Source organism: Brachybacterium sp. ACRRE, from assembly GCF_022346485.1.
Classification (GTDB): Bacteria; Actinomycetota; Actinomycetes; order Actinomycetales; family Dermabacteraceae; genus Brachybacterium; species Brachybacterium halotolerans.
In genome coordinates this window covers 1-14,434 of record NZ_JAKRMO010000079.1, presented here as the reverse complement: position 1 = coordinate 14,434, position 14,434 = coordinate 1, and the positions used below count along the sequence as shown (strand labels likewise).

The 14,434-nt window shown below is 70.6% G+C and carries 16 protein-coding genes; 12 read left to right on the top strand and 4 right to left on the bottom strand.

Features of this window, described 5'->3' with window-relative positions; all coding sequences use genetic code 11:
• A partial coding sequence (locus tag MHY49_RS17145) for an amino acid--tRNA ligase-related protein (protein ID WP_304502687.1) occupies positions 1-944 on the top strand: 944 nt, incomplete at its 5' end.
• A gap of 120 nt (positions 945-1,064) precedes the next feature.
• On the opposite strand, the gene MHY49_RS17140 is transcribed toward MHY49_RS17145, so the two are convergent.
• Positions 1,065-1,631, bottom strand: coding sequence for a DUF3043 domain-containing protein (locus MHY49_RS17140; RefSeq protein ID WP_228358600.1), 567 nt, complete (start codon positions 1,629-1,631; stop codon positions 1,065-1,067).
• A gap of 201 nt (positions 1,632-1,832) precedes the next feature.
• Here MHY49_RS17140 and MHY49_RS17135 point away from each other — a divergent pair, with 201 nt between their 5' ends.
• The 11 genes from MHY49_RS17135 to MHY49_RS17085 all read left to right on the top strand — a co-directional run bounded on the left by MHY49_RS17135 (position 1,833) and on the right by MHY49_RS17085 (position 10,274).
• Entirely contained in the window at positions 1,833-3,326 is a 1,494-nt protein-coding gene (locus tag MHY49_RS17135) for a dipeptidase (RefSeq protein WP_239206171.1), read from the top strand.
• A gap of 92 nt (positions 3,327-3,418) precedes the next feature.
• On the top strand, positions 3,419-3,775 hold the full coding sequence (gene erpA / locus MHY49_RS17130; protein WP_200500532.1) for an iron-sulfur cluster insertion protein ErpA: 357 nt from the start codon (positions 3,419-3,421) through the stop codon (positions 3,773-3,775).
• 391 nt (positions 3,776-4,166) lie between these two features.
• On the top strand, positions 4,167-5,078 hold the full coding sequence (gene coxB, locus MHY49_RS17125) for a cytochrome c oxidase subunit II (protein ID WP_239206169.1): 912 nt from the start codon (positions 4,167-4,169) through the stop codon (positions 5,076-5,078).
• On the top strand, positions 5,075-6,784 hold the full coding sequence (ctaD, locus tag MHY49_RS17120; protein ID WP_239206167.1) for a cytochrome c oxidase subunit I: 1,710 nt from the start codon (positions 5,075-5,077) through the stop codon (positions 6,782-6,784). The genes coxB and ctaD overlap by 4 nt, the downstream gene beginning before the upstream one ends.
• A gap of 3 nt (positions 6,785-6,787) precedes the next feature.
• Positions 6,788-7,204 carry a cytochrome c oxidase subunit 4 gene (locus MHY49_RS17115; protein ID WP_239206165.1) on the top strand — a complete coding sequence of 139 codons (417 nt, stop codon included), beginning with the start codon at positions 6,788-6,790 and terminating at the stop codon, positions 7,202-7,204.
• 163 nt (positions 7,205-7,367) lie between these two features.
• Positions 7,368-7,664, top strand: coding sequence for a hypothetical protein (locus MHY49_RS17110; protein ID WP_239206163.1), 297 nt, complete (start codon positions 7,368-7,370; stop codon positions 7,662-7,664).
• Between the two features lie 126 nt (positions 7,665-7,790).
• Positions 7,791-8,315, top strand: coding sequence for an Asp23/Gls24 family envelope stress response protein (locus MHY49_RS17105; protein ID WP_239206161.1), 525 nt, complete (start codon positions 7,791-7,793; stop codon positions 8,313-8,315).
• Between the two features lie 93 nt (positions 8,316-8,408).
• Positions 8,409-8,585, top strand: a complete 177-nt coding sequence (locus MHY49_RS17100) for a hypothetical protein (RefSeq protein ID WP_193636253.1) — start codon at positions 8,409-8,411, stop codon at positions 8,583-8,585.
• A 2-nt stretch (positions 8,586-8,587) separates the two neighbouring features.
• Positions 8,588-9,049: an Asp23/Gls24 family envelope stress response protein gene (locus MHY49_RS17095; RefSeq protein ID WP_239206159.1), complete on the top strand. Its 462-nt coding sequence runs from the start codon at positions 8,588-8,590 to the stop codon at positions 9,047-9,049.
• The gene (locus tag MHY49_RS17090) at positions 9,046-9,594 is read left to right on the top strand and encodes a DUF6286 domain-containing protein (RefSeq protein WP_239206157.1); all 549 of its coding nucleotides are present in this window, start codon (positions 9,046-9,048) and stop codon (positions 9,592-9,594) included. The genes MHY49_RS17095 and MHY49_RS17090 overlap by 4 nt, the downstream gene beginning before the upstream one ends.
• 14 nt (positions 9,595-9,608) lie before the next feature.
• Positions 9,609-10,274, top strand: a complete 666-nt coding sequence (locus MHY49_RS17085) for a hypothetical protein (protein ID WP_239206155.1) — start codon at positions 9,609-9,611, stop codon at positions 10,272-10,274.
• Between the two features lie 566 nt (positions 10,275-10,840).
• Here MHY49_RS17085 and MHY49_RS17080 read toward each other — a convergent pair.
• From MHY49_RS17080 to MHY49_RS17070, 3 genes are read right to left on the bottom strand one after another with little or no spacing between them, the layout of a single operon-like run.
• A complete protein-coding gene (locus MHY49_RS17080; RefSeq protein WP_239206153.1) occupies positions 10,841-12,523 on the bottom strand; it encodes a cytochrome bc complex cytochrome b subunit in 1,683 nt (560 codons plus the stop codon).
• 4 nt (positions 12,524-12,527) lie between these two features.
• Positions 12,528-13,598 (bottom strand): ubiquinol-cytochrome c reductase iron-sulfur subunit, encoded by a 1,071-nt coding sequence (locus MHY49_RS17075; RefSeq protein ID WP_228358591.1) that lies wholly within the window; start codon positions 13,596-13,598, stop codon positions 12,528-12,530.
• Positions 13,595-14,395, bottom strand: coding sequence for a cytochrome c (locus tag MHY49_RS17070; RefSeq protein ID WP_200500541.1), 801 nt, complete (start codon positions 14,393-14,395; stop codon positions 13,595-13,597). The genes MHY49_RS17075 and MHY49_RS17070 overlap by 4 nt, the downstream gene beginning before the upstream one ends.
• Positions 14,396-14,434 lie beyond the last annotated feature (39 nt).

Genomic DNA, 14,434 nt, shown 5'->3' with positions numbered 1-14,434 from the left:
CGCCGTACGTCGGCGCGGTCGTCATGGCCGGCGGCGCCTCCCAGCCCCGCCGCCAGCTCGACGCCTGGCAGGAGTGGGCCAAGCAGCGCGGCGCCAAGGGCCTGGCCTACGTGCTCGTCCAGGAGGACGGCACGCTGACCGGCCCCGTGTCCAAGAACATCTCGGACCAGGAGAAGGCGGGCCTCGCGAAGCAGGTCGGTGCGCAGCCGGGCGACTGCGTGTTCTTCGCAGCCGGCGAGCCGAAGTCCTCGCGCGCCCTGCTGGGCGCCGCGCGCAACCAGATCGCCGAGCGCCTGGGCCTCATCGAGCATGACGCCTTCGCCTTCGTGTGGGTCGTGGACGCGCCGATGTTCGAGCCCGCGAGCGAGGCGGTCGCCGCGGGCGATGTCGCGGTCGGCTCGGGCGCCTGGACCGCCGTGCACCACGCGTTCACCTCGCCCAAGCCCGAGTTCATGGACACCTTCGACACGGATCCGGGCAGCGCGCTGGCCTACGCCTACGACATCGTCTGCAACGGCAACGAGATCGGCGGCGGCTCCATCCGCATCCACCAGCAGGACGTGCAGGAGCGCGTCTTCCGCGTGATGGGGATCGACGAGGAGCAGGCGCGCGAGAAGTTCGGCTTCCTGCTGGACGCCTTCGCCTTCGGGGCCCCGCCCCACGGCGGCATCGCCTTCGGCTGGGACCGCATCGCGGCGCTGCTCGCCGGCACCGACTCGATCCGCGACGTCATCGCCTTCCCGAAGTCCGGCGGCGGCTTCGACCCGCTGACCCAGGCGCCCGCTCCGATCACCGCCCAGCAGCGCAAGGAGGCGGGGGTCGACGCGAAGCCCCGCAGCGCCGAGGCGAAGGACGGTGCTGACGCGAAGAGCGACGCCGAGGCGAAGAACGACGCCGAGGCGAGCAACGGCGCCGACGGGGCCGCTCCCTCCGGGAAGGCCTGACTCCGGGCCGGTCCGCTCCGCCCGCGGAACGCACAGGGCGCCGGCACCCCTCGGGGTGCCGGCGCCCTGTGCGTGATCGGCCCGGTCATCCGCCCGCCGGGGGCGGGGGAGAGGGAATGATCAGCGCGGGTCCTCGCCGTGGCGCACCTGCGCGCGCGGCAGGCGCCAGCGGCGGATCTGCAGCGAACGCATGATCCCGTACCCCACGAGCCCCCGGCGGACCTCGCCGAAGCGCTCGGTCAGGCGCGCGCGGATCCTGCGGCGCAGGATGAGCGAGTCGACCACGCACAGCAGGATCCCGCCCCACAGCACGACGAGCATGATCACGCTCATGGACGTGTAGAGGCCGGGCATGACCAGCGGGAGCACGAGCGCCACGATCATCAGGATCAGGGCGACCGGGAAGAAGAACTCCGCGATGTTGCGCCGCGCGTCGACCAGGTCGCGCACGAAGCTGCGGTCCCGCCCGCGGTGCTGAGCGGGCATGTTGGCCTCGTCGCCCGACATCAGGGCCTGCTGGGAGCGCTGGCGCTCCTGCGCGGCGGCCTGGCGGTCCCGGCGCCGGGCCTCCTTGCGGTCGGTCTCCACGATGGGACGCCGACGGGCGGCCTCGGCCTCCTTCCGCGTGCGGGTGGGACGGCCCTTCCCGGTGGATCCGCTCGGGTCGCCCTCGGGGGACGAGGTCACGCCTGGCACCTCCCCGCGGCTGCGGCCGCGGCGGCGCGGCGAGGGGGACGTGTCGGCATCGGACGTGTTGCGGGGACTCACCCCTCCAGTCTAGGCGGAGCGCGGCCCGGCCCCGACCATCCGCGACGACGGGCGCGGCCCGGCGGAGCGACGCACGGCCGGGGGCCCGTGGTCGCCCCGCGCGGAGATACCGTGGGAGCCATGTCCCATGAACCCGCCCTCGAAGGCGACACCGCCCGTCCGTCCGATCCCTCCGCGGCCCCTGAGCCCGCAGCCGGCGCCGACTCCGCCCTCGACGCCGGCGCCGCCGGCGGACCCGCCGCGACGCAGGAGCAGGTCGAGGGATTGCGTGCGCGCCTCGAGGAGATCCTGCCGCGCTCGATCGAGGACCTCTCGGCCCTGGTGAGGATCCCGTCGATCGCGTTCCCCGGGTACGACCGCACCCCGGTGCACGAGAGCGCCGAGGCCGTCGCGGCGCTGCTGCGCGACGCCGGCATGCCCGAGGTGACCATCACCCACGTCGACGAGGGCGCCCCCGCCGTCATCGCCCGCCGTCCGGCCCGCGAGGGCCTGCCCACCGTGCTGCTCTACGCCCACCACGACGTCCAGCCGACGGGCGACCCCCAGGCATGGACCACCGATCCCTTCACGCCCGCGCGCGAGGGCGACCGGCTGTTCGGCCGCGGTGCGGCCGACGACAAGGCCGGCGTGATGGCCCACGTCACCGCGCTGCGCCTGGTGGGGGAGGAGCTCTCCGAGCTCGGCGTCGGCGTGACCGTCTTCGTCGAGGGCGAGGAGGAGGCCGGATCCCCGACCTTCCGGCGCTTCATCGAGGCCCACCGCGACCAGCTCGAGGCCGACGCGATCGTCGTCGCCGACTCCGCGAACTGGGCCGTCGGCACGCCCGCGCTCACCACGAGCCTGCGCGGCGTGGTCGACCTGACCGTGACCGTCCGCGTGCTCGAGCGCGCCGTCCACTCGGGCATGTTCGGAGGGCCGGTCCTGGACGCGCTCACCCAGATGGGACGTCTGGTGGCCACGCTGCACGACGAGAACGGCGACGTCGCCGTCGAGGGGCTCGTGCGCGCGGAGGCTCCCGCGGTCGAGATGCCCGAGGCGGACTACCGGCGCGACGCCGGGATCCTCGAGGGGCAGGACCTCGCGGGCACCGGATCGATCACGTCGCGCCTGTGGTCCGCACCCGCGCTGTCGGTGATCGGCATCGACGCCCCGTCGGTGCGCGACGCCTCCAACACCCTCGTGCCCGCGGCCCGTGCGAAGATCTCGCTGCGCATCCCGCCGGGCCAGGATCCGCAGGCCGCCATGGACGCGCTCGTCGCGCATCTCGAGTCCCATGCCCCGCGCGGGGCCGTCGTCGAGATCGCCCGGGGCGAGCAGGGCCGACCCTTCCTCGCGCCCACGGACACCCCGGCCATGCGGCTCGCGCGCTCCGCGTTCCGCGACGCCTGGGGCACGGATCCCGTGGACACGGGCCTCGGCGGGTCGATCCCGTTCATCGCCGATCTCCTCGAGGTGTTCCCCGGGGCGGAGGTGCTGGTCACCGGCGTCGAGGACCCCGATTCCCGCGCCCACGGCGTCGACGAGTCCCTGCACCTGGGCGAGTTCGCCAAGGTGTGCCTCGCCGAGGCGCTGCTGCTGCGCGGCGCGGCGGGGCTCGAGAGGCGGCGCGGCTGACGCGCCGCCCGCCATGTGACGTGACGGACGCTGTCCCCGGTCGCGCCCGGCGAGGCGTAGCCTGGGGTCACCTGCAGTGAGGAGGAACCCAGATGACCACCACCATCGACACCGAGGCCCCCGCGCACGGCGTGACGCTCACCGGCGAGGCCGCGGCGAAGGTCACGTCCCTGCTCGAGCAGGAGGGGCGCGACGACCTGCGACTGCGCATCGCGGTGCAGCCGGGCGGATGCTCCGGCCTGATCTACCAGCTCTACTTCGACGAGCGGCTGATGGACGGCGACGCGACCGTCGGCTTCGACGGCGTCGAGGTCGTCGTCGACCGCATGAGCTCCCCGTACCTCGCGGGAGCGACGATCGACTTCGCCGACACGATCGAGAAGCAGGGCTTCACGATCGACAACCCCAACGCGGGCAGCTCGTGCGCCTGCGGGGATTCCTTCAGCTGACGTCCGCGTCGGCGTCCCGCGCGATCGCGCGGGAGCACGACGGGCCCGCCCCCGCTCCGCATGTGAGCGAGGGCGGGCCCGTCGGCGTCTGTGCACGTCGTCACCCCCGACGACACCGGAACCTGAATGCTGAACCGAGTCCGGGAAACACGTATGATGACGCTGTGCCGTCATGTTCGTCCCGCGTGATGCGATCAGCTGTCGCCGACGGTGAGGGTCCCGCCCCCGCCGGCCTGCTCGACGCCGCCGCGTCCGGGTCGCTCACGACGCACGTCCCCGGGTCTGCCCCGACCCGCGAAGCACCCGCCCTCCCCGCGCGTGCGACGCGCTGCCCCCAGCAGGCAGCACGCCGCGCCTCCTCCCGGAGGGCCGACGAGTGGAAGGTCATCCTGTGATCCCCCAGGCCACACAACGCCGCCGGCGCCTGCGCCGCGTGGCGGCCGTACTCGCGCCGGCGATGCTCGCGCTGTCCGGCTGCACCGCGGAGCAGAAGCGCGGCTTCCTCCCCGGTGCCGATGACGGCGTCCAGATCACCGACAAGACCGAGCGCATCACGCAGCTGTGGACCGGTTCCTGGACCGCTCTCGTGCTCGTCGGTCTGGTCGTGTGGGGCCTGGCGATCTGGTGCGCGATCGCGTACCGGCGCCGGAAGGACGACACGGGCTACCCCGTGCAGCTGCGCTACCACATGCCGATCGAGATGATCTTCACGCTCGTGCCGGTCGTCATGATCATGACGCTGTTCTACTTCACCCAGCGCGACGTGGGCGAGATCGAGGACACCTCGGCGAAGCCCGACGTCACGGTGAACGTGGTCGCCAAGCAGTGGAGCTGGGACTTCAACTACGTGGATGCCGACGTCCACGAGGACGCGGGAGTGCAGTCCTTCGAGACCGGCACCCCCGGGGCGGCGGAGTCGCTGCCCGTGCTCTACCTGCCGGTGAACCAGACCGTGCGCTTCGACCTGGACTCGCGCGACGTCGTGCACTCGTTCTGGATCCCGGACTTCCTCTACAAGAAGGACATGTTCCCGGGGCACACCAACACCTTCCAGGTGACCCCCACCCGTGAGGGCACCTACGCCGGCAAGTGCGCAGAGCTCTGCGGCGAGTACCACTCGGACATGCTCTTCAACGTGAAGGTCGTCTCGCAGGAGGAGTACGACCAGCACATGAAGGATCTGCGCGACAAGGGCAACACCGGTCAGCTCTCCGTGGACCTCTCGAGGAACCTCGAGGACTGGAACATGCGCGAGAAGGACGACGCGGCCAACGGCCGCACGGGAGATGAGGTCCAGAAATGAGCACCCAGGTCCCCGCCGCGCCGACGCGCGCGACGGCCGTTCACCAGCCCACCCGCGAGACGTCGCTGGGCAGGAACTTCGTCCGAATCATCACCTCGACCGATCACAAGGTGATCGGCCTGATGTACCTGGCCATGGCGTTCAGCTTCTTCTGCATCGGCGGCGTGCTGGCCCTGATGATCCGCGCCGAGCTCTGGGAGCCCGGTCTGCAGGTGGTCGTCTCCAAGGACCAGTACAACCAGCTGTTCACGATGCACGGCACGATCATGCTGCTGATGTTCGCGACCCCGCTGTTCAACGGCTTCGCGAACTACTTCATGCCGCTCCAGATCGGCGCCGTCGACATGGCGTTCCCGCGTCTGAACATGTTCGCCTTCTGGATCACCCTGTTCGGCTCGCTCATCGTGCTCGCAGGCTTCCTCACCCCTCAGGGCGCCGCCTCCTTCGGCTGGTTCGCCTACGCCCCGCTGTCGGACACGACGTTCACGCCGGGCCTCGGCGGTGACCTGTGGGTCTTCGGCCTGGGACTCCAGGGCTTCGGCACCATCCTGGGCTCGGTCAACTTCATCACCACGGTCATCTGCATGCGCATGCCGGGCATGACCATGTTCCGCATGCCGATCTTCACCTGGAACGTGCTGATCACGGCGCTCCTGGTGCTCATGGCCTTCCCGCCCCTGGCCTCCGCGCTGTTCGCCCTCGGCGCCGACAGGAAGTTCGGAGCGCACATCTTCGACCCGGAGAACGGCGGAGCGGTGCTCTGGCAGCACCTGTTCTGGTTCTTCGGGCACCCCGAGGTCTACATCATCGCCCTGCCGTTCTTCGGCATCGCCACCGAGATCTTCCCCGTCTTCAGCCGCAAGCCCGTCTTCGGCTACAAGACCCTCGTCTACGCGACGATCTCCATCGCGGCCCTCTCGGTCACGGTGTGGGCGCACCACATGTACACGACCGGTGCCGTGATGCTGAACTTCTTCAGCTTCATGACCATGCTGATCGCGGTGCCGACGGGCGTGAAGTTCTTCAACTGGGTGGGCACGATGTTCCGAGGGTCGTTGACCTTCGAGACACCGATGCTCTTCTCGCTCGGCTTCCTCACGACCTTCCTCTTCGGCGGTCTGACCGGCGTGATCCTCTCCAGCCCGGCGCTGGACTTCCACCTCTCTGACACCTACTTCGTGGTCGCCCACTTCCACTACGTGGTGTTCGGGACGGTCGCGTTCGAGATGTTCGCGGGCTTCTACTTCTGGTGGCCCAAGATGTTCGGGTACAAGCTGAACGAGAAGCTCGGCAAGTTCCACTTCTGGATGTTCATGATCGGCTTCCACATGACCTTCCTCATCCAGCACTGGCTGGGCGTGGAGGGAGCTCCCCGCCGCTACGTGAACTACCTCGCCGAGGACCAATTCGACTGGATGAACAAGCTCTCCACCGTGGGCGCCTTCATCCTCGGCGCCTCGACGCTGCCCTTCCTCCTGAACGTCGTCATCACGCACGTCCAGAAGAAGAAGATCGAGGTGGACGACCCCTGGGGCTACGGCGCCTCGCTCGAGTGGGCGACCTCGTGCCCGCCCCCGCGCCACAACTTCCACTCGCTGCCCCGCGTGCGCTCCGAGCGACCCGCCTTCGACCTGCACCACCCGGAGGTCGGCGCCCAGTCGCATCTGCTGGCGGAGGAGCCGACCAAGAACCCGAGGAGCAACTGACACATGCGCACCACTGCATTGATCTTCTGGATCCTCGCCGCGTTCTTCCTCGTCGTCGGCGTGGTCTACGGCGTCTGGACCGGCGGGTACGCCCCGCTGGGCATCGAGACCGCAGGCTTCCCCGCGCTACTCATGGCGACCCTGCTCGCGGCGATGATCGCCACGACCCTCACCTGGGCCTCCAAGCGGTTCCCGGACCGCGCCGAGGAGAACCTCGAGGCAGAGGTCTCCGACGAGGCCGGCGTGCAGGGCAGCTTCGCCCCGTACAGCTGGTGGCCGCTCTGGGCCGGGATCGGCTGCGGCCTCGCGTTCCTGGGCGTCGCGGCCGGCTGGTGGATCCTCGCGATCGGCTCGGTCTTCGTGATCGTCGGCGTCGTCGGCTGGGTCATGGAGTTCTCCCGCGGCCAGCACGCCCACTGATCACCAGGCGCCCCGCCCCCTGAGGGTCCGGGAGGCGCGCACCCCTCGACGGTCCGTCCACCACATGGTGGGCGGGCCGTCGTGCTGCGTGCGTGCGATCATGGCCCCACGATCCGGGCGCACGGAAGGTCGATGCGACGAGCTCGGGGAACGGGGGCACGAGATGGCGCTGCGCAGACGCATGATCGGCGGCCTGCCGCGGGAGGTCCAGGACGCGGGACTCGTGGTGCGGGGCATCTTCGCGGACGACGGAGCGCTCGAGCGTGCACGCGCATGGGCGCGGGGCGTCCTCGCGCGACGAGGTCTCGACCCCGAGGGGTCACCGCTGCGCGCGAGCCGGGCGCTGCGAGCGGAGGATCCGCGACTCACGCCCGGTGCCGCGCGCTGGCTGGTCGCCCATCTCGAGAAGGACCCCGGCGACGCCGCGGGCCGACAGCCTCGATCGAGGCGGCTGCGCTGAGCGGCCGCGCCCCATGGGTGAGCGGCATCACATAGGCTTCGTCGTGAGGGACCGGCGGGCGGTGACGTCCTCCTGGTGTCCACTGAGAACGGCCCGGAGGATCCGGGCCCGAACCGAGGAGAACTCATGGCGAGCAACGCATCCATCCCTCAGACCGGCCAGCAGCGCGAGCGCTCCGCCGCACGCGCCCAGGAGGCCGAGGAGAAGCAGCAGGACCAGGAGCAGACCGCCGCTCCCCGCGGGCCCCTGCAGACGGACCGCGGTGTGACCACCGTCGAGGAGACGGTCGTCGCGAAGATCGCCGGCATGGCCGCCCGCGAGGTCCCCGGCGTCTACGACATGGGCAATGCCATGCGTCGGGCCTTCTCGGCCGTCACCGACCGCATCCCGAACTCGCAGACCAACGTCACCGGCGGCATCGGTGTCGAGAAGGGCGAGACCCAGGCCGCGATCGACGTCACCGTCGTCGTGGAGTACGGCGCCTCCGTGGTCGAGGTCGGCAACGCGATCCGTCGCAACGTCATCGAGCAGGTCGAGAAGGCCACGGGCCTCGAGGTCATCGAGGTCAACGTCAACGTCGTCGACGTCCACCTCCCGGACGAGGACGACGAGCAGTCCGGCGGCGAGAAGCGCAGCAGCGACCTGCGCTGAGCGCACCTGCGCGCCGGACGCTGACCTGCGTCGGGCGCAGACCCTCGGCGGGCCGGGCAGGACGCCCGGCCCGCCCCTGATCGAGGAGCACACATGAAGACATCACAATTCGCCGTGCTCGTCGGGCTCCTGCTCGGCGCCGCACTCGCCTTCGGATCGTTCGGCCAGTTCTTCCTCGTCCTCGTGTTCGGTGCCATCGGCCTCGCCGTCGGCATGGTCATCGACGGACGGATCGAGATCCGCGGGCTCACCGACCGCTGGAGGCGGTGACCGTGACGTCCCTGCAGGAGGCGACCACATCGGGGACCGACCTCTGGTCGCAGGACGGGCAGACCGATCCGTCGTCCGCACCCGGGGCGGCGTCCGGCACCACGGGGAGCTCCGTGGAGTCGCGCGGCACCACGACGGTGCCCGCACGCGTCGTCGCGCGGATCGCGGAGCAGGCCGCGAGCGAGGTCCCGCACATCGGATCGTCTGCCGGGGGAGTGCTGGGCGTGGGGGCACGCCGTGACTTCGACACCAGGCCCTCCGTCCACTGCGACCTGTACGGCCGCACGGCCGTGCTGCGCCTCGACGTCGGCGTCGCCTTCCCCGCACCGCTGCACGACGTGCTCGCGCAGCTGCGCTCCCACGTGGAGCGCACGGTGAGCACCCTGACGGGCCTCGAGGTCGGACGCATGGACGTCGAGATCTCCTGGCTGAACCCCGAGACCACGAGGAGGGCCCTGCGATGATGACGACACCCCGCCGCCTCGACCGTCGGCCCGCCCGCACGGCGCCCGTCGTGCTCCTCGCGCTCGTCCTGCTCGTCCTCGGCGGGCTCGGCGTCTGGACGCTCGGCAGCCTCGTCATCGACGGCTCATGGCCCGCATCGGCGTCCGCCGCGATCGCCGACCTCGGCGCCCTGCGGCTGGACTCGACCCCCGTGCTCGTCACCGGCTGCGTGCTCGCGGTCCTGGGCCTGCTCATGGTCCTCGCCGCGATCCTCCCCGGCGGGCGCTCGCGCATGCGGCTGCTCGAGGACGATGTCCCCGGCAGCACCGTGATCTCCCGCCGTGACCTGGCGGGACGGGTGCGTGCGCGCACCGAGGAGGTCGACGGCGTGCAGAGCACCCAGGTCGACGTCGGCCGGCGCACGGTCAGCGTCCACGCCCGCACCGTCGTCGACGAGGTCGGACCTGTGGAGTCCGGCGTGCGCGAGGCCGCGGAGGCCGCCGCCGCCGAGCTCCGTCCCGACACCATGCCGAGCATCCGCGTGCGGATGCGTCGGATCGACTGAGAGGAGGAGGGCGTATGCGTTCCGTCTCCGGAGCCCGCAACAGGCTCCTGCTCGTCCTTGCGGGCATCATCGCCCTGCTGGTGGGCCTCTGGCTCGCCGCCGGCCGTCTGGATCTGGCCGGGCGCTGGCCAGGGGCCGACGCCGTGCTCCCGCACGGGGACTCCACACCGGCCACGCTCGCGGAGGCCCACCACGCGTGGATCCTCCCGGTCGCCTGCGTCGTCGCGGTGCTCGCCGTGATCGTCGGGATCTGGCTGCTCGTGCTCCAGGTGCCTCGGCGGACCCCCACCGTGCCGCTGAGGATCACCGCGGAGGGCAGCAGGCCCTTGGGCACCCTCGCACCGTCCGTGCTCGAGCGTGCGCTCGCGGAGCACGTCGAGGGCATCCCCGGCGTCCTCGACGCCTCCGTCCAGGTGAGCGGCGCGACGTCCTCGCCGTGGGTGCAGGCGTCGGTGAGCACGAGCCAGGACGCCGAGACGGCGTGGGTCGTCGCCGGCGCACGTCAGCTGCTCGCCGACGACGTCTCCACCGTGCTCGGCGCGGCGCCTCGTCACGTGGACCTGCTCCTGAGCCTGCGCTCGGCGGCCTCGTCCACGAGGACGCGGATCGATGAGAGCCCGGCGACCGCCTCAGGCGGCCCCGGCACGGCGAGAGAGGGCGCACCCGTCCCCGCTCGCTGAGTGCCGTCGTCGCGCGTCCCCGTGCCGTGCGACGCCCCCCCCCGAGACCGGGGATCCCCACTCGAGGGCCCCGTCCGTCTCCCTGCTCCCGCAGGCAGACGGACGGGGCCCTCGTCGTTCTGCCGCAGGGAGTCGCGGCGGGGCGGACGTGCAGAGCCTCGGAGCCACGGAGCGACGGGAGCGCGGGGACGCGGAGCCGCGGAGGCGCGGGGGACGCGGAGACGCGCTGTCTGGGCGGGCGAACGCGGGAAGCAGTGCGGTCCCGTGGGAGGGCCGCTCGTCGCGACGCCGCCCGGGCACCGGCGCACGTCGACGGTCCGCCTGCAGCGCGCCTCTCGGACGAGGTCGCATGGACGCGACCCGAGCTCGCCCTGGGAGAGCTGATCACCGCGTACGCGCCCTGGTGATGACCCGTATCGTCCCCCGGAGCGAGGCGCCGCGCGCGCGGAGCACTCGACGGCAGCCGATCGCGCCGGGGCGCGAGGGGCCCGGGGAGCACGGCCGGGACGTGAGAGGGCCCGGACGGCAATGCCGTCCGGGCCCTCTCACGTCGGGGAGCTCGTGCGTCAGTGCGAACGCACGTCCGGTGTGCGGTAGTCGCCGCCGGTGAGCTCGTCGATCTTGTGCCGCTCGTGGCCCGCGTGCTCGAGGGCCTCCCGGAGCTCGGTCGGGGTGACCGGGGCGAGCTGGTCCTTGAAGAAGAACGAGGTGGCCGCGGCGCGCAGCGACGAGACGCCCTTGCCCGCCTTCAGCGGACGGTAGTCGTCGTGCTGGACCAGGACCCAGCGGTCGAACTCGTTGAGCGGCTCGTGGATCTCGATCATCTCGCCGTTCTCCATGCGGACCACCTTGGAGGTCTCCTCGCCGTGCAGGGCGAGGTCCCGCTTCTGGCGCTGCATCGCCAGGCACAGTCGCTTGGTGATGTAGAAGACGATCACCGGTGCCAGGAAGAACGCGATGCGGAACGTCCACGTGAGGTCGTTGATCGAGAGGTGGAGCTTCACCGCGATGAGGTCGTTCGTGGCGGCCATCGCGAGGATCAGGTACTCGGTGATCCAGGCGACGCCGATGCCGGTGCGGACCGGGGCGTTGTACGGCAGATCCAGGAGGTGGTGCTCGCGGTCGTCGCCCGTCACCCACGACTCGATGAAGGGGTAGAGGGCGAGGAATGCCAGCAGGCCGCCGTAGACCACCATCGGCAGCAGGATGTTCAGGGACACCGTGTAGCCGAAGATCGTGAACTCCCAGCCCGGGATGAGTCGCAGGCCGCCGTCCGTCCAGAGCATGTACCAGTCGGGCTGCGAGCCCGCCGAGACGGGGGAGGGGTCGTACGGTCCGTAGACCCAGATCGAGTTGATCGCGGTGGTCGCCGAGATCAGCGTGATGATGCCGAACACCAGGAAGAAGAAGCCACCGGCCTTCGCCGCGTACACCGGGAACACCGGGAAGCCGACGACGTTGCGCTCGGTGCGGCCCGGGCCGGGGTACTGCGTGTGCTTGTGCAGCACGAGCATCACCATGTGGATCGCGATCAGACCCAGGATGGCCGCGGGGACCAGCAGGATGTGGATCGTGAAGAACCTCGGGATGATGTCGTGCCCGGGGAACTCCCCGCCGAACAGCAGCATCGAGATGTAGGTGCCGACGATCGGGATGCCCTTCATGAGGCCGTCGACCACGCGCAGGCCGTTGCCGGAGAGGACGTCGTCCGGGAGGGAGTAGCCGGTGAAGCCGGCCACCATGCCCAGGACCATGAGGGCGAAGCCGACGAGCCAGTTGAGCTCGCGGGGCTTGCGGAACGCACCGGTGAAGAACACGCGGAACATGTGCACGAAGATCGCGACCATGAACACCAGGCAGGACCAGTGGTGCATCTGCCGGAACAGCAGCCCACCCTTGACCTCGAACGAGATGTGCAGGGTGGACTCGTAGGCCTTCGACATGTGGGCGCCCTGCAGAGGCGCGTAGATGCCGTTGTAGACGACCTCGTCCATCGAGGGGACGAAGAACATCGTGAGGTAGGTGCCCGAGATCAGCAGGATCACGAAGCTGTAGAGCGCGACCTCGCCGAACATGAAGGACCAGTGGTCCGGGAAGATCTTGCGCCCGAAGAACCGGACCAGGCCCGCGCCGGAGACGCGGCGGTCCAGCCAGTCGCCGCCGACGGCGCCGAGCTTGAGCATGCGGCCCTCGGAGCCGGAGTCCTCAGGGGCCTCCGTGCGAGGACGGGTGGGAGTCGTGGTCGCCATCAGATCACTTGTCCTTGTGCAGGTTCCAGAAGCTGGGACCGATGGGCTCGGGGAAGTCGCCGCCGGCGACGAGGTAGCCCTCGGCGTCGACTTCGATCGGGAGCTGCGGGAGCGGGCGGTGCGCGGGGCCGAAGATCACCTTCGCGCCGTCGGTGACGTCGAACGTCGACTGGTGGCACGGGCACAGCATGTGGTGGGTCTGCTGCTCGTACAGCGCGACCGGGCAGCCCACATGGGTGCAGATCTTCGAGAAGGCGAGGATGCCCTGGTACCCGTTGTCCAGGCTCTCCTGGTTCTGTCCCAGCGCCGGGTCGATGCGGATGAGCACCGCAGCGGCCTTCGCGCGCTGCTCGAGGTAGTCCTCCATGTCCTCGGTCAGGCCCTCGGGCATGACGTGGAAGATCGAGTTCATGGCGACCTCGGAGGCCTTCACCGGGGTCCCGTCGGTGTCGCGGGTGATCCGCAGACCCTTCTTCCAGAACGTGTGGTGGAGCTTGTTGCCCGGGAGGGGGCCGAAGGTCGACAGCGGCGCGAGCACCGCGATCGGCAGGGCGGTGAGCGCGGCGACCATGGCCGTCACGATCACGGGGCGACGGCCGACGCCTGACTCCTCGAGGCCGTCGGTGATGATCGACGCGGCGACCTCGCGGGTCTCGTCCGAGCCCTCGATGTGGTGCCGCTCCTCGACCCATTCCTCGTCGGGCATGAGGGTCTTGGCCCAGTGCACCGCGGCCGCGCCGATGAAGAACACGGCCACGGCGAGGCCGAGGCCCGTGAACAGGTTGGACCAGCGCACCGCGTGCAGCGTGCCCGGCGTGCCCAGCAGGTTCGTCCCCAGCGGAGTGAAGATGAAGTAGCTGGCGACGAACAGGACCGTGCCCAGCACGGAGAGCACGAACATCGCGGCGACCATGCGCTCCGCGCGCTTCTCGGCGCGCGGGTTCTCGTCGGCCTGACGGTGGATGTGGGGAGGCAGACCCGGGTTCGGGAAGCCGCCGCCCTCCTTGGGGGCGATCGTGCTCACCGAGGAGGTGCTGGCCTCCGACTCGCGGTTCTCGTTCACGTGGTCGCTCACTTCGCCTTCGCCCCCAGCCACACGGCGCAGCCGACGAGGAGGGAGAGCACGATGGTCCAGGCGTACAGGCCCTCGGTCACGGGACCGAAGGAGCCCAGCGAGATGCCGCCGGGGGAGCCCTGCTCATCGAGCGCCTTGAGGTAGGCGACGACGTCGCGCTTGTCGGAGGCGGAGATGTTGTCGTCGTTGAAGACGGGCATGTTCTGCGGGCCGGTCTCCATGGCCTCGTAGATGTGCTTCGACTCGACGCCGCTGAGCGACGGCGCGAACTTGCCGCGGGTCAGGGCGCCGCCGGCGCCGGCCGCGTTGTGGCACATGGCGCAGTTCACGCGGAAGATGTTGCCGCCGTTCTCGAGGTCGGCGTCCTTCGAGCTGAGCGCCTCCTCGTCGGGGACCGACGGGCCGGGGCCGAGGGAGGCGACGTAGGCCGCGAGCTGACGGGTCTGCTCGTCGTTCATCTGCGGGGGCTTGCGCCACGCCTGCGCACCGGAGTTCTGCATCGGCATGCGGCCGGTGCCGACCTGGAAGTCGACGGCGGCCGCGCCGACGCCGATCAGCGACGGGCCGAGCGTGTTGCCCGAGTCGTCCTGCATGCCCTGCGCGTTGGTGCCGTGGCAGCTCGCGCAGTTGGCCAGGAAGAGCTCTTCGCCTTTGTCGACGTCGTCCTGGGAGTACGACTCGGCCTGGGCGCTGCGCGGCTGGAACGCGGCGTACAGGCCGCCGGTCGCGACGAGCGCGAGCAGCAGGATCGCGACGAACGCCAGAGGGTGGTGTCGACGCGCTGCGAGTGCCTTCACGATGAGGACCTCGTTTCGGTGTGCGGGGCGGGCGGGAAG